A 23773-nucleotide genomic window follows, 5' to 3' on the forward strand; every position below is an offset into this window, starting at 1 on the left:
GGTCGGCGTCTACCAGGGCGCGTGCACCTGCTCTGGTAGATGCCAACCTTGGTTGGCATCCTGTGATCCATCATGCGCGGCTGAGCGTATCCAGGGTCCAGCCGTTGGCATCCACGCGCAGCACCGAACCCTGTTCGTACCAATCGCCCAGCACGATGCGGGTGCAGCTGCGTCCGCCGGCCTGCAGGGTGTGGATCGCCGGGCGATGGGTGTGGCCATGGATCATCGTGTCCACGCCGTGGCGCACGTAAGTGGCTTCCACTTCGGCCGGGGCCACGTCGGTGACCGTTTCGAACTGCGCACGGTCGCCCTGCTTCATTTCCGACTGGCGCGCCTGGCTGGCATCACGCGCCTTCTGCGCGAAGGCGATACGCGCTTCCAGCGGCTGCGACAGGAACTGCGCCTGGAAGACCGGGTCGCGGGTCTGGGCACGGAACTGCTGGTAGGGGATGTCATCGGTGCACAGCAGGTCACCGTGCTGCAGCAGCACCGGGCGGCCGTACAGCTCGATCATGCACGGGTCCGGCAGGATGCGCAGGCCGGCGCGGCGGGCATAGTCTTCGCCCAGCAGGAAGTCACGGTTGCCGCGGATGAAGAAGACCGGCACGCCGCTGTCGGACAGTACCTTCAGCGCATCGGCCACCGCGTCGGCTGCGGCCGAGGGGGTGTCATCGCCGATCCAGGCTTCGAACAGATCGCCGAGGATGTACAGCGCATCGGCGCCAGGCGCTTCCTCGCGCAGGAAGCGCAGGAACAGGTCGGTGATGGCCGGACGGCTGGGGTCCAGATGCAGATCGGAGATGAACAGCGTGGTCATGCGGACATTCTAGGGCATCACACCGGCAACGGCAGCCAGGCCAGGCTGGCCGAGGCCAGCAGTGCAGCGATGCCGGTGGCAGCCAGAACGTCGCTTGGGTAGTGCAGGCCCAGCACTACGCGCGACAGGCCCACGCCGAAGGTGAACGGCACCAGCAGCGGCGCCAGCCAAGGATAGTAGGCCAGCGCGACGATGGTGAACGACACCGCGTGCAGGGTATGGCCGGACGGGAAACTGAACTCATCCAGCGGCGCCACCCAGGCACGGATACGCAGGTCGGCCGCGTACGGCCGTGGCCGCCGGGTCCAGCGTTTCAGGCCCTTGTACAGCAGCAGCGCGGCCAAGCCGGTGGCGGCCATGTGCACTGATGCGCGCAGGCCGTCGAAGCCATCGATGAGCACCAGCGCGCCCATCAGCACATACCAGAACACGCCATCGCCGAGCCGGCTGATGATCGAAAAGACGCGCCGCACGCGGCGACGTCGGCAGTAGTGGTTGGCGCGGCGGCACAACCGGGCTTCGCGACCGGCCAGCAGCTCAAGCGGCGTGGTGCGCATGTCCGCTCCTCCGCGCGCTGGCCAGTTCCGCCAGCAGGCTTTCGAACTCCGCCACCACCTGCTGCGGGTGCAGCCGCTTCATCGCCCGTGCCGCGTTGCCACCCAACCCGCGGCGCTGGGCATCATCGGCAGCCAGTTGCACCGCTGCCTGCACGAACTGCTCGTCGTCATCCACTGCGGCACCGTTCTCGCCGTTGCGCAGGTACTCGCGGGCCGCGCCGTAGTCGAAAGCGACCGTGGCCAGGCCGCTTGCCATGCTTTCCAGGGTCACGTTGCCGAAGGTCTCGCTGCGGCTGGGGAACAGGAACAGATCGCCACTGGCGAAGTGTCGGGCCAGGGCATCGCCGCGCTGGATGCCGCAGAAGATGAAATCGGGATTCTCATGCGCCAGTTTCTCGCGCGCCGGGCCATCGCCGACCCAGATGAAACGCGCTTTCGGGCGCACCTGCTGTAGCTTGCGGAAGGCCTTCACCGCCAGGCCGAGGTTCTTTTCGGCGGCGATGCGGCCAACGTAGATCGCCGCCAGGCCCGTGCCATCGATACCCCATTCCTCGCGCAATGCCGGGTCGCGGCGTGACGGGTCGAACTGCTGGCTGTCGACCGCACGGGCGAGCAGGCGCACGCGCTCGAAGCCCTGGTCGCTCAGGAATTCCTGCAGTTCGCGGGTGGGCACCAGGGTCGCGTCGGCCTGGTTGTGGAAACGGCGCATCCAGCGCATTGCCGCCGACTGCAGCCACGCCACGCCATAGTCGGGCAGGTATTCGTCGAAGCGGGTGTGGAATCCGGTAGCCACCGGAATGCCGAGGCGGCGCGCGGTGCGTAGTGCCGACCAGCCCAGCGGACCTTCGGTCGCCACGTAGACCGCATCGGGGCGTTGCTGTCGCCAGTGCCGGCCCAGCCGGATCGGTGCCGGCAGGCCGAAGCGCAGGCCGGGGTAGCGCGGCAAGGCCGCGCCCGGTACCAGCAGGGTGCCCGGCGCCGCATCCAGTGCTTCGCTGACCTGTCGCGGACGGATCAGGTCGACCTCGTGGCCGGCGGCGCGCAATCCCTGCTCCAGGCCCTGCACGGTCAGTGCGACGCCGTTGATCTCCGGCGGGTAGGTTTCGGTGACGATGGCATAGCGCATGGCGGGCCTCCGGTTTTACGCATGCTCGGGCCTGGCGATGTAGCCGACATGACCGCTTTGCGACAACGCGATGACGACCGGGCGAGGCGGTGCCTGCGCAGCTCAGCGGCACAAAAAAAGCCACGGCCCCGAAGGGCCGTGGTCGTGGTGTTGCGACAGCGCGTGGATCAGAAGCGCTGGGTGTACTTCATGTAGATGAAACGACCGATGTCAAAGCCGCCGTAGTAGGAGAAGTTGGAACTTGGCTGGCTGTACAGGATCGGGCCCCGGCGGGCGAACACATTGTTGGCGCCGATTGAAACGGTGGCGCTCCAAGGCAGGTTGTAACGCGCCTGGACATCATGGAACGTGACTGATCCGCGTCGGTTGTAATCGCGGTTGCCGCTGTACCAGGGCGCGCGCTGGTCCGGATGGGAACATTCGTCCGGATGGCTGCTTGCGTCCAGGCAGCGTTCCTTGACTGCGGAGAAGTAACGCAGGCTCCAGGTGAGCCCGACATTGCCATGCTCCCAGCCCAGCGACGCGTTGGAGCGGACCCGGAAGCCGATGCCTCCGTTGGTGGCGATGCCATTGCTGGGAATCGGCGGCACATCCGCCTCGTTGGTGGTCCGTTCCTCGGCGGCAACCACATAGGTGGTCTTCCAGTCGGCGCGCAGCGTGCCCCAGCCGGTTTCGATCCGGTGGCCGATTTCCAGATCATAGCCCTCGGCCTGGCGGAACCCGCTGTTGCGGTTGCCGTAGCTGAGCTTGTCGACGATGCCCAGTTCAGGATCACGGGTGAAACTGTCGCAACGTTCGGTGATGCCCAACTCGTAGCAGTCGCGGAGGATGTTGTTGGGATGGTCTGCGACGATGGTGTTCTCGATGCGGATCTTCCACCAGTCCAGCGCGATGTTCAGTCCTTCGGCGAACGTGGGGCTCCAGACCAGGCCTAGTGTGCGGCTGGTCGAGGTCTCCGGCTGCAGGTCGGGGTTGGATCCGTTGGTGAAGGGCCGCGGCGTCTGCCCGCTGCTGCCAGTGATCGGCTCGTTGCCTTGGCCGAGCTGGCGGTAGCTGTCGGCGTTGGCGATGTCGGCGGCGCAGCGTGCACGCACCTCCGGGCTGCTGGCAGCTGCACCGTAGACGGTGTCGCAGGGATCACGGAAGCCGGTGGTGAAGGTCTCAGAACCACCGCCATACAGATTGGAGATGGTCGGCGCGCGGAACCCTTGGGCCCAGGTGCCGCGGACCAGCAACTGGTCGATCGGTTTCCAGGTGAAGCCGAACTTGCTGTTGAGGGTGCCGCCGAAGGTGGTGTAGTCCGAGTATCGGGTGGCGGCGCTCAGGCTCAGCTCGCGCGCACCTGCAAGGTCGCGAAGCACCGGCACGCTCAGCTCCAGGTAGGCCTCGTCTACACGGTAGCCACCGCCGGTGGGGCCTGCGGCCAGGTTGGTGGTGGCACCGGTCTGTGCCAGCGCATCGGGGATGAAGCGGCCATCCTCGCGGCGGCTCTCCGCACCCACCGCGAAGCCCAGTTCGCCGGCCGGCAGCGTGGCGAGGCTGCCACTGAGGCTGGCGAACAGGTTGCGGGTTGTCGTGCGGCCGCGGCTGAGTTCCTCCGGGAACAACCAGTCCTGCAGTTCCGGGTTTCCGGTCAGGCCATAGGGATCATCCTGGCCATAGGGCACCAGCGGGTTCCAGGGTCTGCACCCGGCGATCGGTGCATCCGGTGTACCGCACTCGACCTTGCCGGTTGCCGGATTGTGGAAGGACGGCCCGGTGGCATCGGCGACGCGTTGCTTGTGCAGGTTGCCGGTGGCGCGTTGGGTCAGTTCGCTGCGGTTGTACTGGTAGCCGGCTTCCCAGTCGAAATCGCGACCGCCGAACGCGAAGCTGCCATCGAACGCCGCCACGCCCTGCCAGGAGGTCAGTTCGCTGGTACTGACGCGCGGAATCTCCCAGGTACGGCGGTTCCAGTGCACGTCGCTGGGCGTTTCGTAGCCGTGATGGCTGCCGAACGGGTTGAACCAGCTGTCGGCGGACATCGGCGTGATGCCGGCTGCGCCGGACTGGAACGGGTAGCCGGCGACCTGGCGCTTGGTGGTGCGTTGGTTGTAGGCCAGCTGGGTGTTGAAGCGGACCTGGTCGTTCAGATCCACGCGGGCGTCAACGAAGATCGAGTCACGCTTGATCGGTGTCTGCAGGTGCATCTGCTCGTTGCTGTTGCTGACGTCACCGGTGAATGGCGTGTTGTCGCTGAGATGGAAGCTGTCCGGCCCGCCCGGCTGACTGCCACGGTCGAGCGAATAGCTGCAGCCACGGCTGTTGCTGCAGCCCGGGCCCTTGAAGCCGGTAATGCGGCCCCACTGGCCGACCGTAGTCCAACCATCGTCGGGATGACGGTCGGTATAGGTGTAGGCACTGAAGCCTCGGTCCTTCGCCCACACGCCCTTTTCTTCGACGTGCTCGGCGGCGAGGCTGATCGAGGCGCGTTCATTCGACCAGCCTGCAACCACGTCGTACTGGGTGCGGGCACCATCGCCTTCGCTGAACTGGCCATGGTAGACGCTGGCGGTCACGCCCTCGACGTTGCGGCGGGTGATGATGTTGACCACGCCGGCCATCGCGTCGGAACCGTAGATGGCCGATGCGCCATCCTTCAGAACTTCCATGCGCTCCACGGCAGCGGCAGGAATGCTGGAGACGTCCTGATACCCACTGGTGGTCATGCCCAGGCGTTTGCCATTGATCAGTACCAGCGTGCGCTGCGCACCCAGGCCGCGCATGTCCACGTAACTGCCACCGGCGGTTTCGCCAGCGCTGAGCGGGCTGGCGCGGCTCAGTGCCGGGCTGCCGGTCGCGCTCAGGTTCTGCAGGATGTCGGCGACGGAATTGAAACCCTGCCGCTCGATGTCAGCGCGGCTGATGGTCAGCACGGGCTGCGCGGTTTCCAGATCGACTTGGCGGATGCGCGAGCCAGTGATTTCGATGCGGTCCAGGGTGGTGGTTTCAGCCGAATGCTGGGCGAATGCAGGAACGGCCAATGCGGTGGTTGCGGTCATCGTCAGCGCGCGACGGATCGCCAACCCAAGTTCGGGAATACGGATGGTCATGGCTCTCTCTCTCTTCCAAATCATCGGTGCGCGGCCAAGCAGGGCTGCGCCAGTTCCACCGCGGGCGGTGGACGTTCAAACCTAGTGAAGGCCCGTAGAGAGGAGTAGAGGAACGCGAGGAGAACGCCTGGATCGGCGATGACGCTTTTGTACAAAGCGGAATCGAATCAATCGATTGCCAGGTCATGGTGTGCTCCGGCTTATGGAGTGCCCGGGCTCGCGTGCTGGATTGGAAGCGTCAAGAGCGATGTAGATGGCGACAACCTGCGCGGGCATAAAAAAACCACGGCCCCGAAGGGCCGTGGTCGTGGTGTTACGACAGCGCGTGGATCAGAAGCGCTGCTGGTACTTCATGTACATGAAACGACCGATGTCGTAGCCACCGTAGTAGGAGAACGACGAATTCGGCTTGCTGTACATCACCGGGCCTTCCTTGCCGAACACGTTGTTGGCGCCAACCGACACGGTGGCATCCCACGGCAGGTTGTAACGGAACTGCACGTCGTGGAAGGTGACCGCACCACGCTGGTTGTAATCGCGGGTGCCCTTGATCCACGGTGCGGTGAAGCCCGGATCGGAGCACTCATCCGCGTAGCGGGTGGCGTTGAGGCAACGCTCCTTCACGCCGGAGTAGTAACGCGCGGTCCAGCTGACGCCGAAGTCACCGATATCCCAACCCAGCACCAGGTTCGAACGCACCCGGAAGGCCAGGCTGGTGCTGGTGCCGATGGTGTTGGCCACGCCGTTGATCGGGGTGGGAACCACGCCGGTATCGTTGGTCGAACGGTACACGTTCTTGCTGACGTAGGTGCTGGTCCAGCCAGCGCTCAGCTTGCCGTAGCTGGTATCCACGCGGTAGCTGACATCCAGGTCGTAGCCTTCGGTCTCGGCGAAGCCGGCGTTGCGGTTGCCGAACTTCAGGCCAGTGACGATGCCGGTGGCCGCATCACGGGTGAAGCGGCCGCAACGCGCTTCGATACCCTGCTCGTAGCAGTCGGTGAGGATCTGGTTCGGGCTGTCATCGACAATGGTGTTGTCAATGCGGATCTTCCACCAGTCCAGCGCAACGTTGAGGTTGCTGACGAAGGTCGGGCTCCACACCAGGCCCAGCGTCTTGCTGGTCGAGGTTTCCGGGGTCAGCTGCGGGTTGGAACCGGACACGAACGGCGTCGGCGTTGCGTCCTGCGCGGTGGTCACCGGCGTATTGCCCTGCCGCAGCTGACGGAAGTTGCCGGCGTCGGCGATGTCGCGAGCGCAACGTGCGCGGACTTCAGCACTGTTCCTGGAAGCGCCGAACACGGTGTCGCACGGGTCGCTGAACTGGGCGAAGGTTTCCGAACCGCCACCGTACAGGTCACTGATGGTCGGTGCACGGAAACCTTCGGCCCAGGTGCCGCGGACCAGCAGCTGGTCGATCGGCTTCCACTTGAAGCCGAACTTGCTGTTGAGGGTGTTGCCGAAGGTGTTGTACTCGGAGAAACGCGTTGCGGCGCTGAAGCTCAGTTCCTTGGCGCCCGGCAGGTCGGCCAGGATCGGCACGTTGAGCTCCAGGTACGCTTCCTTCACGGTGTAGCTGCCACCGGTCGGACCAGCGGCCAGGTTGGTGGTGGCACCGGTCTGGGCCAGCGCGTCAGGCGTGTACTGGCCATCTTCCTTGCGGCTTTCGACGCCGAAGGCAAAGCCCAGGTCGCCGGCCGGCAGGGTCATGATGCTGCCCGACAGATTGGCGAACGCGTTCTTGGTGGTGGTGCGGCCGGTGGTTTTTTCGGCCGGGAACAGCCAGGACAGCAGCTCTTCGTTGCCGGTCAGGCCATTCGGGTCATTCTTGCCATACGGCACCAGCGGGTTCCACGGCTTGCAGCCATCGATGACCGCGCCCTGGCGGCCGCACATCACCTTGCCGGTGGTCGGGTCGAGGAACGACGGGCCCACGGCATCACGCACGCGCTTCTTGTGCAGGTTGCCGGTGGCGGTGGCGGTCAGCTCGTTGCGGTTGTACTGGTAGCCCACGTCCCAGTCGAAGTAGCGCTGGCCGATCTCGAAGGTGCCATCCAGCGACACCACCGCACGATAGGTCTTCAGTTCGCTGGTGCTCACGCGCGGCACTTCCCAGGTGCGGCGGTTCCAGGACACTGCAGTCGGGTTGGCGTAGCCGTGCTGGCTGCCGAACGGGTTGAAGTAGCTGTCCCTGGACATCTGGCCAGTGGCGTTCGGGTCGTTGGGAATCGACACCGAGCTGGACTGGGTCGGGTAGCCGGCGATCTGGCGCTCGGAAGAACGCTTGTTGTAGCCGAACTCCGTGCGCAGGTTGATGTCATCGGTCAGCTTGAAGCGGCCATCGAAGTACACCGAATCACGCTTGATCGGGTACATGACGTGCATCTGGTCGTTGGCATTGCTGACGTCACCGGTGAACGGCGTCGCATCGGTCAGGTGGTAATTGGCCGGGTTGGTCGGGTCGGCACCGCGGTTGAGCGAGTAGCCGCAGCCCAGCCTGGTATCGGTGCAGCCCGGGCGACCCTTCAGGCCGGTGATCTGGCCGTACTGGCTCAGCGTGGTCCAGTTGGAGGGGTCATTGGGGTTGTGGTCGCTGGTACCGTACTTGCTGAACCAGCGGTCGCGTGCCCACACGCTCTTTTCTTCGGAGTGTTCCAGCGCAAGCGTCAGCGACACGCGGTCGTTGCTCCAGCCACCCACTACGTCGAAACGATCGCGTGCGCCGTCACCTTCGCTGTACTGGCCGTGGTAGACGTTGGCGGTCACGCCGTTGACGTTGGAACGGGTGATGATGTTGACCACGCCGGCCATCGCATCGGAACCGTAGATGGCCGAAGCGCCATCCTTCAGCACTTCGATACGCTCTACCGCCGACACCGGCAGCGAGGACACGTCCTGCAGGCCCGAGGTGCTGATGCCCAGACGCTTGCCGTTGACCAGCACCAGGGTGCGCTGCGCGCCCAGGTTGCGCATGTCGATGTAGGTGCCGCCGGTGTTTTCGCCCGAGCTCAGCGCGTTTGCGCGGCTGATCGCCGGGCTGCCCATCGCGGTCACGTTCTGCAGGATGTCGGCAACGGAGCTGAAGCCCTGGCGTTCGATATCGGTACGGCTCAGGGCCAGCACCGGCTGCGCCGTTTCAACGTCCACCTGGCGGATACGGGAACCGGTGATCTCGATGCGGTCCAGGTTGGTCGGCGAAGCGGTGCTGCTGCTCTGGGCGAACGCCGGCAGCGCAGCCAGCGTCGCGGTGGTTGCCAGGGCGTAGCGGATGGCCTGCCCCAGTGCGGTGGTGCGTGAAGTCATGACGAGCTCTCTCTCTCGGGTCGTGCAAAGGACGCCAAAACGGGCGTCGAAGGAATCGGCAGGTCCATGACCGAGCCGATGACCCGATAGTAGTCTCGTTGGTTAATGCTCTGTAAAAAGCGCGTGTCGGTTTGTGTCATTACGCATCACACGCTTTCACCAAACGTGAACAAAAGCAGGGGTTTACGTCAGGACGAGGCGCATACCGTCTCCGCCAACTGCTGCGTTGCAGCAGAAATTGGCGGTCGATTGCGCGAACTGTAACGAAATGTAATCGGGCGCCGGTCAGCGATCGGACGGCGTCCCGTCGCCCTGCTCAGACCACGAACGGACGGAACTGGATGCCGAGTCCAGCGATGCCCTCGGTCTCGCCGATCAGGTCGGCGCGCAGCAGCGGGCGCGCATCGATGAAGTCCTGCGGCACGATCAGCGACAGGCGGCTGTCGTCGGCAGTCAGTTCCAGCACCGGCAGCGGTGCGTCCTCATGCGCGCGGTTGAGCAGGACCGCCAGGCGCAGCAGGGCAGCCAGGCGCCGTGCGGTCAGCAGCAGGCGTTCGGGAATGGCATCGAAGGCGGTCTTGCTGATGCCGCGGCGGTGATTGCGCACCAGCGTCGCCAGCATCTGCTGTTCCTGCCGCGAGAAGCCGGCGATATCCGAGTTTTCCAGCACGTAGCTGCCATGCACGTGGTAACCGCTGTGGGCGATCATCAGCCCCAGCTCATGCAGGCGTGCGGCCCAGCCGAGCATGCGTGCGTCATCGGCATCCAGCTTCCAGCGCTCCTGCACCTGCTCCAGCAACGACAGTGCGGTGTCCTGAACGCGGCCGGCCTGCACCGTGTCGATGCCATAGCGATGGGTGAGGGCGGCCACCGATTCATCGCGCGGGTCGTTGTCGCCGGCACGGCCAAGGATGTCATAGAGGATGCCCTCGCGCATCGCGGCCTTGCTGACCAGCAGCTTCTGCAGGCCCAGCGCTTGGAAGGCGGCCTCCAGCACCAGGATGCCGCCGGCGATGATCGGGCGGCGATCGCTGGACAGGCCAGGCAGCACGATGTCGTCGATCTTCTTGGCCTTCAGCAGCTCATCGCGGAGCTGCGGCAACGCCTCGGCGGTGATCGCACCCTTGCTCAGCTTCATCGTCGCGCAGATTTCGCTGATGGCCTTGTGGGTACCAGACGACCCCAGTGCTTCCTGCCAGCCCAGCGCGCGGTATTTGCTGGCGAATGGCTGGAACTCCCGGCCAATCTCGGCCAGTGCGTCCTTCCAGCGCTTCTTGCTGAGTTTGCCGCCCGGGAAGAAGCGACGGGTGCTGGCGATGCAACCGGCCTGCAGGCTCTCGCGCTCCAGGGTCTGCATGCCCTTGCCGATGATGAACTCGGTAGAGCCGCCGCCGATGTCGATCACCAGGCGATGCTGGTCGGGCTTGGGCGGTTGCGCATGGGCCACGCCCAGGTAGATCAGGCGCGCTTCCTCGCGGCCACTGACCACTTCGATGGCGTGCCCGAGCGCGGTTTCGGCCGGCATCAGGAACGCCTGCGGCGAGCGCAGCTGGCGCACGGTGTTGGTGGCCAGAGCACGCACGCGATGCGGCGGGACGTTGCGGATGCGCTGGCCGAAGCGGGCCAGGCACTCCAGCGCGCGCTGTCGCGCTGCTGCGGAGAGTCCGCCCTTGCCGTCCAGGCCGTCGGCCATGCGCACGGTTTCGCGCAGGCGGTCGATCACCCGCAGCTGGCCAAGCGTGTAACGCGCGATGACCATGTGGAAACTATTGGAGCCAAGGTCGATGGCGGCCAGCAGGTCGCCATCCTGCAATGCGGGCGGAGTCGTGGTGGTATGCGGCATGGGCGAATGTTAGCCGAAGGGGCGGTGAACTCGTCACCGCGCGGCCTTCACATTTTGGAGGGGGAGTGCGGCAGGGCTGCGCCCTGCACCCGCCGAAGCGGTAGTGCCGACTGCTGGCCGGCAACCTCAACGTAACAGCAACAGCAACAGCAACGGCAACAGCTGGCTTCCTGTGGGATGGCGGGGTGGGTCCGGTTGCGGGGGACGCCGTAAACCCCCAGACCGGCCCAGCCGCTGGCGGCTGTGCGTTCGGGCGCTTGCGAAGCAGTGCTTCGCAAGCAAAGCGCCCTCACCCTTGGGGGCTTGACCGCGGCATCCATGCCGCGGACACCCCCGCAACCGGACCCACCCCGCCTTCGACAGGTTCCGCGATCTGTCGGAATGGCATGGCCTGCTTCTGGTGGGTGTCGACCTTGCCTGCTGTTGGTAGGTGTCGACCTTGGTCGACACGGTGGATCCACGCCATGCGTGGATGAATCCAAACGTGCCAACCAAGGTCGGCATCTACCGGATCGAAGGGCCTGCATATGTCGACCTTCGACAGGTTCACGCGGCTGTTGGTAGGTGTCGACCTTGGTCGACACGGTAGATCCACGCCATGCGTGGATGAATCCAAACGTGCCAACCAAGGTTGGCACCTACCTGGCCACCTACCGGGTCAGAGGCCCTGCATCAACGCCATCTGCGCCGAATGCGGGGCTTCGTCGTGGGCCGGTGCGCGCTTGTGGTAGATGCCTTCGGCATCCAGCTCCCAGGCGTTGAGGTTGTCGTCCAGGTAGTTCTGCAGCACCTCGCGGTACACCCGCTTGGCCAGCGCCGGGTCGAGGATCGGGAAGCAGGTTTCCACCCGGCGCAGCAGGTTGCGTTCCAGCCAGTCGGCGCTGGCGCAGTACAGCTCCGGTGCGCCGTCGTTGCCGAACCAGTAGACCCGGCTGTGTTCCAGGAAACGGCCGACGATCGAGCGCACGCGGATGTTGTCCGACACGCCCGGTACGCCCGGGCGCAGGGTGCAGGCGCCACGGATGATCAGGTCGATCTGCACACCCGCCTGCGAGGCGGCGTACAGCGCACGGATCACCTGCGCTTCGTTGAGGGCGTTCATCTTGGCGATGATCCGCGCCGGTCGCCCGGCGGCGGCGATGCGCGTCTCGCGCTCGATCCTCGCCAGGATCCCGGTGTGCAACGTGAAGGGCGACTGCAGCAGGCGCTTGAGCTTCATCTTCGACGCCAGCCCGGACAGCTGCTGGAACAGCAGGTGCACGTCGTTGCCGATGTCCGCATCGGCGGTGATCAGGCTCAGGTCGGTGTACGCGCGCGCGGTACCGCTGTGGTAGTTGCCGGTGCCCAGGTGCACGTAGCGGCGCAGCTTGCGGCCTTCGCGGCGCACGATCAGCAGCATCTTGGCGTGGGTCTTGTAGCCGACCACGCCGTACACCACCTGCACGCCGGCTTCCTGCAGCCGATCGGCCAGGCCAAGGTTGGCTTCTTCATCGAAGCGCGCGCGCAGCTCGACCACCACGGTCACGTCCTTGCCGGCGCGCGCCGCCTGGATCAGTGCATCGACGATCAATGAGTCCTTGCCGGTGCGGTACAGGGTCTGCTTGATCGCCAGCACGTTCGGATCAAGGGCGGCCTGGCGGATCAGGTCGAGCACCGCCGCGAACGCGTCGAAGGGGTGGTGCAGCAGCAGGTCCTGGCGGGCCACGGTCTCGAAGATGCCGTCGCTGTCGCGCAGGGTGCGCGGGGTCATCGGCGGATACTTCAGGTCCGGCTGGGCGATCAGGTCGTACAGCTGGATGATGCGGTTGAGGTTGACCGGTCCGTCGATGCGGTACACCGCGTTCTCGGTCAGGCCGAAGTTCTGCAGCAGGGTGCGTACGATGTCGCGCGGCATGTCGTGGGCGATCTCCAGCCGCACTGCAGGCCGGTAGCCGCGGTCCACCAGCTCATCGCGCAGGGCCAGCGCCAGGTTTTCCACTTCCTCTTCATCCACCACCAGCTCGGAGTTGCGGGTGACACGGAACTGATAGGCGCCCAGCACTTCCAGCCCCGGGAACAACTCGTCCACGAAGGTGGACAGCACCGAGGACAGGAACACGAAATTCTGCGGGCCGCCGAGTTTTTCCGGCAGCTGGATGATCCGCGGCAGCGAACGCGGTGCGCGCACGATGGCCAGGTGGCCGCTGCGGCCGAACGCATCGGTGCCCTTCAGCACCACCACGATGTTCAGCGACTTGTTGAGGATCTTCGGGAACGGATGCACCGGATCCAGGCCCAGCGGCGACAGCACCGGCATGATCTCGTTGCGGAAATAGGCACGCAGCCAGCGCTTCTGGCGATGGGTCCAGGAGTTGCGGCCGAGCACGCCGATGCCGGCCTCCATCAGCGCCGGGCGCAGCGTCTGGTTCCAGCAGCGGTACTGCTGGTCCACCAGCTCGGCGGCGCGCTCGTGGATGGCATTGAGAATGGCCTGCGGGCTCATGCCGTCCGGTGCCGGCGGCAGGCCGAACTCCTGTGCATGACGGACCGCAGCGGCACGGATCTCGAAGAATTCATCCAGGTTCGTGCAGGAGATGCACATGAAGCGCAGGCGCTCCAGCAGCGGCACCTGCGGGTCCATCGCCTGCGCCAGCACGCGGAAGTTGAAATCCAGCTGCGACAGTTCGCGGTTGATGTACAGCGCCGGGTCGCGCAACGGATCGCTGTCCGTGCTCACGGGGAGGGGGAGGGATCCGAGGCTGCTCATGGCGTCATTCTTCGAAGGAGGTCAGGGGGGCGGACTCACGCGGTCGCACGTGGTCGGCATCGAAATGGCAGGCGAACACCGAGCCCTTGCCGACCTCGCTGTCGATTTCCAGGCGTGCGTGGTGCAGACCGAGGATGTGCTTGACGATCGAAAGGCCCAGGCCGGTGCCGCCGCTTTCGCGCGAGCGGCTGCTGGAGACGCGGTAGAAGCGTTCGGTCAGGCGGGGCAGGTGGGTGGCCGGAATGCCATAGCCGGTATCGCGTACCGCCAGCACCACGCCGTCGCCCTCGCGGCGGAACTCCACCGCGATGCGGCCACCGGCCGGGGTGTAGCGGACCGCGTTGGTGACCAGGTTGGAGAACGCGCTGTGCAGTTCCTTGGTCGAGCCCTGCAGGTCCACGCCGGCCAGGTCGTCGATGCTGATCTGGTGCCGGCCCTGGCTGTGCGCTTCGGCTTCGCGGCGCAGGGTGGCCAGCATGGGCTGCATCGCCACCGTCTCAGCCTCGCTGTGTTCCTGCGATTCCAGCCGAGACAGGGTCAGCAGGTCCTCCACCAGCTGGGCCATGCGCTGGCTCTGCTTGCGCATTTCCTCCAGCATCGGTCCGGTTCCCGGGAAGTCCTCCGGGTCCATCATGTCCAGGTAGCCGTGGACCACGGTGAGCGGCGTGCGCAGCTCATGTGAAACGTTGGCCACGAAGTCGCGGCGTACCTGTTCCAGGCGCAGCAGCTTGCTGACGTCACGGGCGATCAACAGCCAGTAGTCGGACGAATAGGGAATCAGGCGCAGGTTCAGGCGGATCGCAGGATCGACCGGCGATGGCACGTCCAGGATCGGTTCGGCATTGCGGCCACCGGCCAGCCAGTGGGCCAGCGGCATCGGCTGCAGGCGTTCGACCAAGGCCTCACCCAGATCGCCCGGATGATGCAGGCCGAGCAGGGCCGTGGCCGCTTCGTTGAACCACTGCACGCGCTGGCTGTTGCGGTCCAGCACCACCACGGCGTCGGGCAGCGCGGCCGCTGCAGCGCGATAGCTGCGCAGCATGTCCAGCAGTCGCCGCTTGCGCACGCGCATCTCGACCTGGTTGCGGTACAGCAGGCGGTCCAGCTCGTTCCAGACGCCGGTGCCTTCGGCGGCGGTGTCCCAGCGCTGGCGCGCGGTCAGCCGGCGCAGCACGCGGCGCAGCCGCCAGTAGTGCCAGACCAGCGTCGCCAGTGCCGCCAGCGCGATGCACAGCCACAGGTGGCCAGTGAACCAACCGACCAGACCGGCCAACAGCAACACGGTGGCCACGGTGGCCAGTGTCTTCAACCAGGCAGAGCGGATGTGGCGGGGCATTGCGGTCTCGTCGTGGGTTGCGGCGGTTCACGCAGGTGAACCGGAAGTTATAGCAGAGTTGCCGACGCCGGCACCGTGGGGTGCACGGCGCCGGCACGACGAGGCTCAGGTTGCGGTGGAGAAGCGATAACCGGCGCCGCGCACGGTCTGCACCATGTTCTCGGCGTTGAACGGTTCCAGCGTCTTGCGCAGGCGGCGGATATGCACGTCGATGGTGCGTTCTTCCACATACACGCTGCCGCCCCACACGTGGTCCAGCAACTGCGCGCGGGTATACACGCGCTCGGGGTGGGTCATGAAGAAGTGCAGCAGGCGGTACTCGGTCGGGCCGATCGGCACCGGCTGGTCGTTGGCGAACACGCGATGGGCGGCACCGTCGATGCGGATCGCGCCCACCGCCACGCTGCCGTCCTCGTCATCGTCGCGGGCGCGGCGCATGACCGCGCGGATACGCGCCAGCAGTTCGCGCGCCGAGAACGGCTTGACCACGTAGTCGTCGACACCGGCTTCGAGGCCGCCGACGCGGTCGTTCTCTTCGCCGCGCGCGGTCAGCATGATGATCGGCACTTCGCGGGTGAGGGTTTCCTTGCGCCAGCGCCGGGCCAGGTCCAGGCCGCTGGTGCCGGGCAGCATCCAGTCCAGCAGGATCAGGTCGGGGACGCGGTCGGCGATGGCGGTCTGGGCCTCGCGGGCGTCACCGGCGTGGACAGGTTCGTAATCGCCCTTGCGAAGGGCGAAGGCGACCATTTCGCGGATCGCGGGCTCGTCATCGACGATCAGGATGCGTTTCTGCACGAGGGCACCGTAGGGCTCAGTTACTGGAGTGGTGCCAGTAGACTACGGTTTGATGACATGTTTGTGACTGCCTGGCCGGCATCTGGCTTTGCTGCCATCTGCCGGTCATGCCGCACTCAGCGGCGGTCCAGATCCGGGTCCTGCACGCCCTGCCGGCGCAGCTCGAGCACGGTGGGCGTGATCGACTCGATCCGCGCATCCACCCGGGCCCGACCGACATAGTCCAGCGCGGGGTTACGCTTGAGTGCCTGCAGCTGCATCAGGGCCTGTTCCGGGCGCCCGCCCAGGAACGCCGCCTCGGCATAGGCCTCGCTGGCGCGGACGCTGTCGCCGGCCAGTTCACTGGCGCGGGCGTAGCGCTGCTGGAAGACCGGATCGTTACCGCTTTGCGACAGCAGGGGGCGCAGCATCGCCTGCGCGCGCTGGCCCGCGGCCTGGCCTCCCTGCTCGTTCAGGATCTCGGCGTAGGTCAGGGCCACCGGCCGGCTGTTGGGGTGTTCGTGCAGCAGCTGCTCGAAGCGCGCATTGGCCTGGGTGGATTGGCCGGTGCGCGACTCCGCTTCGGCCAGGGCCAGGGCGACCCACAGGCTGTCCGGGTGGGTCTTCAGCAGGTCGGTGAGGGTCTGCCGGGCCTGGTTGGCACCGCTGCGGCCACCGCGCATCGTGGCCAGCGCCTGGCCATAGCGCTGGGCGTCATCCAGGCCGTCCTTCTGCCTGCGCGCAAGATCGGTGTACTCGCGTTGCAGGTCGGCCGGGCTGTCGGCGCTGAGCACGCGCAGGCGCTCACGGGCCCAGTTGAAATCGCCACTGGCGCCGCGGCTGAGCTGGCCGATCGGAACCCGCAGCACGCTGCCGGGCAGCAGCGGGTTGATGCCGCGCAGCAGCGGATCGCCCAGGGTCGGGTCGGCGGGATCCACTCGCTCCTTTCGCTCGCCGCTGGGCGTGCGCGTGGTCAGCAGCACCGTGTCCTTCTTCATCTGTTCGGCGCGGGCCTTGGCCTCGCTGATGCGGGTGGTGTTGACCGGGTGGGTGCGCAGGAAGTCGGGAACGCTGTAGCCGCCATCGTTGCCGCGCATCGCCGAGGACATGCGTTCGAAGAAGCCGGCCATCGCATCCACGTCGTAGCCGCTGCGCGACAGCGTGCGGATGCCCAGCCGGTCGGCCTCCGATTCGTTGGAGCGGGTGTAGTCGATCTGCCGTTGCTGCATCAGGCCCATGCCCGAGCTGATCGCGGCCATGGTCGCGTTGCCCGAGGACGAACTGTTGCTGGCCTGGGCGGCAACCACCGCCGCCAGCATCCCCAGCAGGATCGGGATCTGGTCGCGCTGGGCGCGCTCGACCCCGCGCAGCACGTGCTGCTGGGTGACGTGGGCGATTTCGTGCGACAGCACCGCCGCCACCTCGTCCTCGCGCTCGGCCGTCAGCACCAGGCCGGCATTGACGCCGATATAGCCGCCGAGGGTGGCGAAGGCATTGATCTGGCGGTCCTTCATCACGAAGAACGTGTAGGGCTGGCGTGGCTGGTCACTGTTGGATCCGAGGCGGGTGCCCATGGTCTGCAGCCAGTCGTTGACCAGGGGATCGTCCAGTAGGTAGCCATAGTTGCGCAGTTCGCGCAGCATCATCGCGCCGTACTCGGCCTGCCGGGCCGGGGTCAGCAGTTCGCCCGCCGAGGAGCCGATGTCCGGCAGCTTCTCCTGGGCCTGCGCCAGCGGGGCGGCCAGGGCCAGGGTCAGGGCAGCGGTGAGCAGCAGGGGTCGCAAGCGGTCGGTCCTCGGGCAGGGTCGGCCCAGCGTGGCAGGGCAGGGGGCAACCATTCGTTAATCAATCCACAGTGTTGCGGGCGTGGCGTGGAAATTCCAGCGCACCGGTACCATATATGGACCGTCGATCCATCGTGGAGTTTCCCGTGACAGCCCAGTCCGCCGGCGCTACCCCCGCCATCACCATCTATTCCACCGCCGTCTGCCCGTACTGCGTGGCCGCCAAGAACTTCCTCAAGAGCAAGGGCCAGCAATGGACCGAGGTCCGCATCGACCTGGACCCGGTCGAGCGCGAGAAGATGATGGCCAAGACCCGCCGCACCAGCGTCCCGCAGATCTTCGTGGGCGACGTCCACGTGGGCGGCTACGACGACATGATGGCCCTGCATCGTGAAGGCAAGCTCGAGCCGCTGCTGGCCGGGCAGGGCCAGGCATGAGCGCGGCCGACGACGGCAGCAAGGACCGGATCGCCGAGTTCACCGACTTCCGCAAGCGCATGAATGAACGCATCCTGGGCGAGCCGAACCAGGTGGTGCGCCGCTTCTTCGCCCTGGATACGCAGACCTACCAGGCCGGCGCGCTGGACGTGAAGACCAAGGAGTTGCTGGGCCTGGTGGCCTCGATGGTGCTGCGCTGCGACGACTGCATCAGCTACCACGTGGCCCAGTGCAAGGACGCCGGCGTCACCCGTGAGGAGTTCTTCGAGACCTTCTCGGTAGGCCTGGTGGTCGGCGGCTCGATCGTGATCCCGCACCTGCGCCGCGCGGTGGACTTCCTCGACCAGCTGGAAGGTGGCGCCGCCGCCCCGGCAGCGCACGAGCACTGAGCCTGGCCGCTACCGCGAACCGGGCCCTCTGGTAGTGCCGGCCGCTGGCCGGCATCTGGTGGACCCAAATCGGCAGAGGTTGCCGGCCAGCGGCCGGCACTACCCGGTAAATGCCTGCACCGGGGCCTTCCCCTCGATCCCGCAGCCCAGGAGCCCCCTTGTTGTTAAAGGGGGCGCGCCGAAGGCGCGGGGATAAGGAGGAATGCGCGGGCAATTCTGCCTGAGCCGGGGACTGGGACCATGGTCTATTTGGGACCTCGGCCCCGGCTCAGGCATAATTGCGGGTGAAACTTCCTTTGCGCCGGCGTTTCCGGGCACGTCCGGACGGCGTTTTTCCCCCTGTTCGGAACATCGATCAATGACGCAGAAAATTACGGTCATCCGCGGCGACGGCATTGGCCCGGAAATCATGGACGCCACCCTGTTCGTGCTCGACCAGCTCAACACTGGCCTGGAGTACGAAGACGCCGACGCCGGCCTGGTGGCCCTGGAGAAGCACGGCGATCTGATGCCGGCGGTGACCCTGGAATCGATCGCGCGCAACAAGGTCGCGCTGAAGAGCCCGCTGACCACCCCGGTTGGTGGCGGCTTCACCTCGATCAACGTCAGCCTGCGCCGCCACTTCGACCTGTACGCCAACGTGCGTCCGGCCCACACCTTCCCGAACACCAAGTCGCGTTTCGACAACGTCGACCTGATCACCGTTCGTGAGAACACCGAAGGTGCGTACCTGGCCGAAGGCCAGGAAGTGTCGGCCGACGGCGAGACCGCTTTCTCCGGCACCCGCATCACCCGCAAGGGCTCCGAGCGCATCGTGCGTTACGCCTTCGAGCTGGCCAAGAGCACCGGCCGCAAGAAGGTCACCGCCGTGCACAAGGCCAACATCATCAAGTCGACCTCGGGCCTGTTCCTGGCCGTGGCGCGCGAAGTCGCCGCGCAGTACCCGGACATCGAGTTCCAGGAAATGATCGTCGACAACTGCTGCATGCAGCTGGTGATGCGTCCGGAACAGTTCGATGTGATCGTCACCACCAACCTGTTCGGTGACATCATTTCCGACCTGTGCGCCGGTCTGGTCGGTGGCCTGGGCCTGGCCCCGGGCGCCAACATCGGCAAGGACGCGGCGATCTTCGAAGCCGTGCACGGCACCGCGCCGGACATCGCCGGCCAGGGCAAGGCCAATCCGTGCGCCCTGCTGCTGGCGGCGGCACAGATGCTCGACCACGTCGGCCAGCCGGAAAACGCCGAGCGCCTGCGCAAGGCCATCGTCGCCACGATGGAAGCCAAGGATTCGCTGACCGGCGACCTCGGCGGCACCGGCAACACGATGGGCTTCGCCAAGGCGATCGCCAGCCGCCTGTAAGCGGCGGCTCGACTCCGATTGGATCCACAGCGGGGCGCCTTCGGGCGCCCCGCTGCGTTTCACCGGCCAGTAGATCCACGCCATGCGTGGATGGCGGCATCATCTGCAAGGAAAATGATCTGTGCGAAAACCGCACAGATTGTGTGCTCAACGGCGGCTGGTTCGTGCATTCAATGCTCCTCATCCTGTGCCCACTTTCCACCGCACAGGAGCTTGACCATGAACCTCACTGCTTTCGGCCTGGCCGGCCTGATCGGCATGGCTGCCACCGCCCCGGTTGTCGCCGCCGAGCCGGTCCACCCCACCATCCGCCATATGGCTGGCGCTGCGGCTGCCACCTCGCTCGACGCAGCGAAGACGGCCGTGCTGGTGATCGACTTCCAGAACGAGTACTTCGACGCCAGCGCCGCGCCCGGTTTCGCCGGTGGCCGCATGGTCATTCCCGATGGCGTGGCGGCCCTGCGGCAGACGCGTCGCGTGGTCGACTTCGCTGATGCCAACGGCATCCGCGTGATCCATGTGCAGCACGTATTGCCGGCAGGCGCGCCGCTGTTTGCAGAAGGCAGTGTCAACGCGGCATTCCACCGTGACATGCAACCGCGCAAGGGCGAGACGGTGGTGCAGAAGGACAACGTCAGCGTGTTCGCCGGTGCCTCGGCAGCGGCACTGGACAAGGTGCTGAAGGATGCCGGTATCGACACCCTCATCGTCACCGGGCTGCAGACCCATGCCTGCGTTGCCGGTGCTGCACGCGATGCTGCGGCGGCGCCGCGCGGCTACCGGGTGATCGTGGCTTCCGATGCCTCTGCCAGCCGTGATCTGGATCTGGCCAATGGCGGGACCATCGGCCATCGCGCATTGCATGAGGCGTCGCTGGCGCAGATCGAGGATGCCTTTGGCGATGTGATGACCACCTCGGCGATTCTGGCCCTGCCGGTGCGCAAGGCAGGCAACGGCACTTGATAAGCTGGCGGGGTCCGCAGCCTGCGGGCCCCGCCGACTGGAGCGCGCTGCCGATGGACCATTTCGCCGCCCTGCGAGCCCTGCGCGCGATCGTCGACGCCGGCAGTTTCACTGCCGCCGCCGAGCGGCTGGGTACCACCCATTCGGCGATGTCGCGGCAGTTGCGTCAACTTGAAGAGCACCTGCAGGTGCGGCTGCTGGATCGCAACAGCCGGCGGCTGTCGTTGACCGAGGCCGGGCGCGACTACTACAGCGAGGCGGTTGCGCTGCTTGACCGGCTGGAGGCCGCCGATGACCGTGCGCGGGCCGGCCAGGCCCAGCCCAGCGGGCGCGTGCGGGTCAGCGTGCCGCAGGTGGTCGCCAGCCAGGAGCTGCCGCATTGGCTGCCTGGCTTCCTGGCGCGCTATCGCCAGGTTGCGCTGGAACTGTCGGCCGACGATCAGCTGGTCGATGTGGTCGGCGGGGGCTTCGACCTCGCCCTGCGCATCGCGCCGTCCTTGCCTGACAGCCAACTGGTCGCCCGTGAACTGGCGCGATGCCCGCGCATCCTGGTTGCGGCACCGGCGTACCTCGCCCGGCAGGGACTGCCTCGGCAGGTGGCCGACCTGCAGAACCACACCTTGTTGGGGTTCAACCCTGTTGCGGCGATGACGCCGTGGCAGCTGCACGGACCGCGCGGTGTCATCGCCAGCGTGGAAGCAGGCCAGCGACTGCGCGTGGACGCCACGCCGGCACTGTATGCGGCCGTGCTGGCCGGCATGGGCATCAGTCTGTTCACCGCGCTTACGGTGCAGGAAGATCTTCGCGCCGGCCGCTTGATCCGCGTGCTTCCCAGCTGGCACGGTGGCACGCGCTGCTATTTCGCGCTGTATCCCCATGCGCGTGCGCTGGCGCCGAAGGTGCGCGCGCTGGTCGATCATCTCGCCACGCATTACGCTGCAGCGTCGGGTGCGGCAGGGTAAGTCGCACGGCAGTGGTGAGGAGTGGGGATGGAGCCGGTGTATCTGCTGGTCGCGCTGGGCGCGATCGTCGCGGGGTTCGTGCAGGGCCTGTCGGGATTCGCGTTCGGCATGGTCGCGATGTCGTTCTGGGCGTGGGGGCTGGATCCCCGGCTTGCGGCGACGCTGTCGGTGTTCGGCGCGCTGGTCGGCCAGTTGCTGGCGGTATTCACCGTGCGCCGTGGCTTCAACCTGCGCCTGCTGCTGCCGTTCGTGCTCGGTGGGTTGGCGGGCATTCCGCTTGGCGTGCTGGTGCTGCCGCAGCTGGACATGGCCTGGTTCAAGGCGCTGCTGGGAGGTTTCCTGGCGCTGTGGTGCCCGGTGATGCTGATGGCGCGTTCGTTGCCACCGGTCACCGTTGGCGGCCGGTTCGGCGACGCGCTGGCCGGCATGGCCGGTGGTGTGCTCAGTGGCATCGGTGGCTTCGCCGGGCCGATACCGACCCTGTGGAGCACGCTGCGGGGCTTCGGCAAGGACGAGCAGCGCGCGGTCATCCAGAGCTTCAACCTGGCGATGCTGGCGGTGACCATGGCCACCTATGTCGGTACCGGCATGGTCACCCGGCAGATGCTGCCGTACTTCGCCATTGTCGCGCCGGCGATGCTGGTACCCACGCTGCTGGGGGCGAAGCTGTATATCGGTATCAGTGAGGCGCGTTTCCGGCAGATCGTCCTCGGCCTGCTGACCGCTTCCGGTGTGGCCATGCTGGCCTCGTCGCTGCCGTTGCTGCTGTCCCGTGGGGTGGCGGGATGAGGGCTCAGGCGGGCCGCAGCATGCGGAAGCGTTGATCGGCGGTGATCCGGAAGTAGTCGGCCGGTCCGCCACCGCGCAGGATGGTGTCGCTCGCTGCGGTGTCGTAGATGCCGTCGACGAGCAACCGCGTATCGATATGCACGGCGACCACTTCTCCCAGTACCAGCCAGCCATTGGTGTCATTGCCGGCCGCATCACGCAGACGCACGATCTGCGTGCAGCGGCACTCCATGCTCACTGGGCTCTGCGCAACGCGCGGCGGTGCAACCAACTCCGAGGCCAGTGCCGTCAGCCCGGCCAATACGAACTCGTCCACGTCGGGCGCGACTGCGCGGCAGCTTTCGTTCATTGCCTGGGCCAGATCGAATGTGGCGAGGTTCCAGACGAACTCGCCGGTGGCTTCGATGTTGCGCAGCGAGTCCTTGCGGCCCTGGCTGCTGAAACCAATGATCGGCGGCGTGTAGTTGAACGCGTTGAAGAAGCTGTAGGGCGCCAGGTTCACATTGCTGTCGGCATCACGACTGGAGATCCAGCCGATGGGACGCGGGCCGATGATGGCGTTGAACGGATCATGTGGCAGGCGATGGCCATCGGCCGGGCGATAGCTGTGGAAGCGGCGAGGGAGGGTGTCTGCCATGGGGCGTGTTTCCGCGGGAGTCGAGCGTGCTCGACGCTACAAAAAAAGGCCGCGATCCCGACGGACCGCGGCCTTGTCGTTTACGGCATGGACTGGATCAGCGCTGCTGGATCTTCGACAGCAGGCGCAGGAACTCCACATACAGCCAGACCAGGGTCACCATCAGGCCGAATGCGCCATACCATTCCATGTACTTCGGCGCGCGCTGGGCCACGCCGGTTTCGATGAAGTCGAAATCCAGCACCAGGTTCAGCGCGGCCACGACCACCACGAACAGGCTGAAGGCGATGCCCAGCCAGCTGGCGTCATGGATCACCGGCACGTTGATGTTGAAGAAGCCCAGCACGAACGAGGCCAGGTACAGCAGGGCGATGCCGCCGGTGGCAGCCACCACGCCGAGCTTGAAGTTCTCGGTGGCCTTGATCAGGCCGCTACGGTAGGCGAACAGCAGTGCGAACAGGGTGCCGAAGGTCAGCAGCACGGCCTGGAACACGATGCCCGGGAACTTCATGTTGAACACGGCCGAGATGGCACCCAGGAACAGGCCTTCCACCAGCGCGTAGAGCGGTGCGGTGACCGGTGACCATTCCTTCTTGAACACGGTGATCAGGGCCAACACCAGGCCACCGATCGCCCCGCCCATGGCGTACAGCTTGGCGCCGGCCATCACCTGGCCGTAGTCGTCCACGGTCTGGTTCCAGGCGAAGGCCGCGGTCAGCACGGTCAGCAGCAGCAGGAAGCCGGTCTTGTTGACGGTGCCATTGAGGGTCATGGTCTGGTCGGGGCTGGTCACCACCGAGCCACTGGCCAGATCGAGGAAGGTCGACTCGGAAAGAGCCGGGTTGCCGCTGCGCATGC

At 66.2% G+C, this 23773-nt stretch carries 18 protein-coding genes; 6 read left to right on the forward strand and 12 right to left on the reverse strand.

Annotated elements, in window-relative coordinates; genetic code table 11:
- Positions 1-70: 70 nt before the first annotated feature.
- The 10 genes from lpxH to AC1DCU_RS09475 all read right to left on the reverse strand — a co-directional run bounded on the left by lpxH (position 71) and on the right by AC1DCU_RS09475 (position 17375).
- A complete protein-coding gene (gene lpxH / locus AC1DCU_RS09430) occupies positions 71-817 on the reverse strand; it encodes a UDP-2,3-diacylglucosamine diphosphatase (RefSeq protein ID WP_025878109.1) in 747 nt (248 codons plus the stop codon).
- Between the two features lie 17 nt (positions 818-834).
- Entirely contained in the window at positions 835-1374 is a 540-nt protein-coding gene (locus tag AC1DCU_RS09435; RefSeq protein ID WP_025878111.1) for a phosphatase PAP2 family protein, read from the reverse strand.
- Positions 1355-2500, reverse strand: coding sequence for a glycosyltransferase family 4 protein (locus AC1DCU_RS09440; RefSeq protein WP_099841979.1), 1146 nt, complete (start codon positions 2498-2500; stop codon positions 1355-1357). The genes AC1DCU_RS09435 and AC1DCU_RS09440 overlap by 20 nt, the downstream gene beginning before the upstream one ends.
- Positions 2501-2667: 167 nt before the next feature.
- Entirely contained in the window at positions 2668-5592 is a 2925-nt protein-coding gene (locus AC1DCU_RS09445) for a TonB-dependent receptor domain-containing protein (RefSeq protein WP_442251710.1), read from the reverse strand.
- A 330-nt stretch (positions 5593-5922) separates the two neighbouring features.
- The gene (locus tag AC1DCU_RS09450; RefSeq protein ID WP_333622808.1) at positions 5923-8892 is read right to left on the reverse strand and encodes a TonB-dependent receptor domain-containing protein; all 2970 of its coding nucleotides are present in this window, start codon (positions 8890-8892) and stop codon (positions 5923-5925) included.
- Between the two features lie 316 nt (positions 8893-9208).
- Entirely contained in the window at positions 9209-10735 is a 1527-nt protein-coding gene (ppx, locus tag AC1DCU_RS09455) for an exopolyphosphatase (protein WP_025878116.1), read from the reverse strand.
- A gap of 658 nt (positions 10736-11393) precedes the next feature.
- Complete coding sequence (ppk1, locus tag AC1DCU_RS09460; RefSeq protein ID WP_025878118.1) at positions 11394-13481, reverse strand: polyphosphate kinase 1; 2088 nt, start codon at positions 13479-13481, stop codon at positions 11394-11396.
- 4 nt (positions 13482-13485) lie between these two features.
- Positions 13486-14817 carry a phosphate regulon sensor histidine kinase PhoR gene (gene phoR, locus AC1DCU_RS09465; protein ID WP_025878120.1) on the reverse strand — a complete coding sequence of 444 codons (1332 nt, stop codon included), beginning with the start codon at positions 14815-14817 and terminating at the stop codon, positions 13486-13488.
- Between the two features lie 105 nt (positions 14818-14922).
- A complete protein-coding gene (gene phoB / locus AC1DCU_RS09470; protein ID WP_025878121.1) occupies positions 14923-15612 on the reverse strand; it encodes a phosphate regulon transcriptional regulator PhoB in 690 nt (229 codons plus the stop codon).
- 116 nt (positions 15613-15728) lie between these two features.
- The gene (locus tag AC1DCU_RS09475) at positions 15729-17375 is read right to left on the reverse strand and encodes a M48 family metalloprotease (protein ID WP_478013611.1); all 1647 of its coding nucleotides are present in this window, start codon (positions 17373-17375) and stop codon (positions 15729-15731) included.
- A gap of 146 nt (positions 17376-17521) precedes the next feature.
- Between AC1DCU_RS09475 and grxC the strand changes: the two genes are divergently transcribed.
- From grxC to AC1DCU_RS09505, 6 genes are all read left to right on the forward strand, one after another.
- Entirely contained in the window at positions 17522-17812 is a 291-nt protein-coding gene (grxC, locus tag AC1DCU_RS09480; RefSeq protein WP_025878124.1) for a glutaredoxin 3, read from the forward strand.
- A complete protein-coding gene (locus AC1DCU_RS09485; protein ID WP_005408260.1) occupies positions 17809-18201 on the forward strand; it encodes a carboxymuconolactone decarboxylase family protein in 393 nt (130 codons plus the stop codon). The genes grxC and AC1DCU_RS09485 overlap by 4 nt, the downstream gene beginning before the upstream one ends.
- 358 nt (positions 18202-18559) lie before the next feature.
- Positions 18560-19564 (forward strand): isocitrate dehydrogenase, encoded by a 1005-nt coding sequence (locus tag AC1DCU_RS09490; RefSeq protein ID WP_025878127.1) that lies wholly within the window; start codon positions 18560-18562, stop codon positions 19562-19564.
- A 219-nt stretch (positions 19565-19783) separates the two neighbouring features.
- Positions 19784-20527 carry a cysteine hydrolase family protein gene (locus tag AC1DCU_RS09495; protein WP_088101161.1) on the forward strand — a complete coding sequence of 248 codons (744 nt, stop codon included), beginning with the start codon at positions 19784-19786 and terminating at the stop codon, positions 20525-20527.
- Positions 20528-20580: 53 nt separating this feature from the next.
- Positions 20581-21489 carry a LysR family transcriptional regulator gene (locus AC1DCU_RS09500; RefSeq protein ID WP_442252192.1) on the forward strand — a complete coding sequence of 303 codons (909 nt, stop codon included), beginning with the start codon at positions 20581-20583 and terminating at the stop codon, positions 21487-21489.
- 27 nt (positions 21490-21516) lie between these two features.
- Complete coding sequence (locus AC1DCU_RS09505; protein ID WP_442252191.1) at positions 21517-22278, forward strand: sulfite exporter TauE/SafE family protein; 762 nt, start codon at positions 21517-21519, stop codon at positions 22276-22278.
- A gap of 4 nt (positions 22279-22282) precedes the next feature.
- On the opposite strand, the gene AC1DCU_RS09510 is transcribed toward AC1DCU_RS09505, so the two are convergent.
- Both AC1DCU_RS09510 and AC1DCU_RS09515 read right to left on the reverse strand, forming a co-directional pair.
- The gene (locus tag AC1DCU_RS09510; protein ID WP_442252190.1) at positions 22283-22915 is read right to left on the reverse strand and encodes a flavin reductase family protein; all 633 of its coding nucleotides are present in this window, start codon (positions 22913-22915) and stop codon (positions 22283-22285) included.
- Positions 22916-23012: 97 nt separating this feature from the next.
- The gene (locus AC1DCU_RS09515; RefSeq protein ID WP_032977389.1) at positions 23013-23771 is read right to left on the reverse strand and encodes a Bax inhibitor-1/YccA family protein; all 759 of its coding nucleotides are present in this window, start codon (positions 23769-23771) and stop codon (positions 23013-23015) included.
- Positions 23772-23773 lie beyond the last annotated feature (2 nt).

This window comes from Stenotrophomonas sp. 10L48, assembly GCF_056395105.1.

Coding starts and splice junctions, on each gene's coding strand:
- ppx (WP_025878116.1), bottom strand. CDS start 10,735: ATGCCGCATACCACCACGACTCCGCCCGCATTGCAGGATGGCGACCTG.
- lpxH (WP_025878109.1), bottom strand. CDS start 817: ATGACCACGCTGTTCATCTCCGATCTGCATCTGGACCCCAGCCGTCCG.
- phoR (WP_025878120.1), bottom strand. CDS start 14,817: ATGCCCCGCCACATCCGCTCTGCCTGGTTGAAGACACTGGCCACCGTG.
- AC1DCU_RS09490 (WP_025878127.1), top strand. CDS start 18,560: ATGACGCAGAAAATTACGGTCATCCGCGGCGACGGCATTGGCCCGGAA.
- AC1DCU_RS09450 (WP_333622808.1), bottom strand. CDS start 8,892: ATGACTTCACGCACCACCGCACTGGGGCAGGCCATCCGCTACGCCCTG.
- AC1DCU_RS09510 (WP_442252190.1), bottom strand. CDS start 22,915: ATGGCAGACACCCTCCCTCGCCGCTTCCACAGCTATCGCCCGGCCGAT.
- AC1DCU_RS09440 (WP_099841979.1), bottom strand. CDS start 2,500: ATGCGCTATGCCATCGTCACCGAAACCTACCCGCCGGAGATCAACGGC.
- AC1DCU_RS09435 (WP_025878111.1), bottom strand. CDS start 1,374: ATGCGCACCACGCCGCTTGAGCTGCTGGCCGGTCGCGAAGCCCGGTTG.
- AC1DCU_RS09515 (WP_032977389.1), bottom strand. CDS start 23,771: ATGCGCAGCGGCAACCCGGCTCTTTCCGAGTCGACCTTCCTCGATCTG.
- AC1DCU_RS09505 (WP_442252191.1), top strand. CDS start 21,517: ATGGAGCCGGTGTATCTGCTGGTCGCGCTGGGCGCGATCGTCGCGGGG.
- ppk1 (WP_025878118.1), bottom strand. CDS start 13,481: ATGAGCAGCCTCGGATCCCTCCCCCTCCCCGTGAGCACGGACAGCGAT.
- AC1DCU_RS09485 (WP_005408260.1), top strand. CDS start 17,809: ATGAGCGCGGCCGACGACGGCAGCAAGGACCGGATCGCCGAGTTCACC.
- AC1DCU_RS09500 (WP_442252192.1), top strand. CDS start 20,581: ATGGACCATTTCGCCGCCCTGCGAGCCCTGCGCGCGATCGTCGACGCC.
- AC1DCU_RS09495 (WP_088101161.1), top strand. CDS start 19,784: ATGAACCTCACTGCTTTCGGCCTGGCCGGCCTGATCGGCATGGCTGCC.
- AC1DCU_RS09445 (WP_442251710.1), bottom strand. CDS start 5,592: ATGACCATCCGTATTCCCGAACTTGGGTTGGCGATCCGTCGCGCGCTG.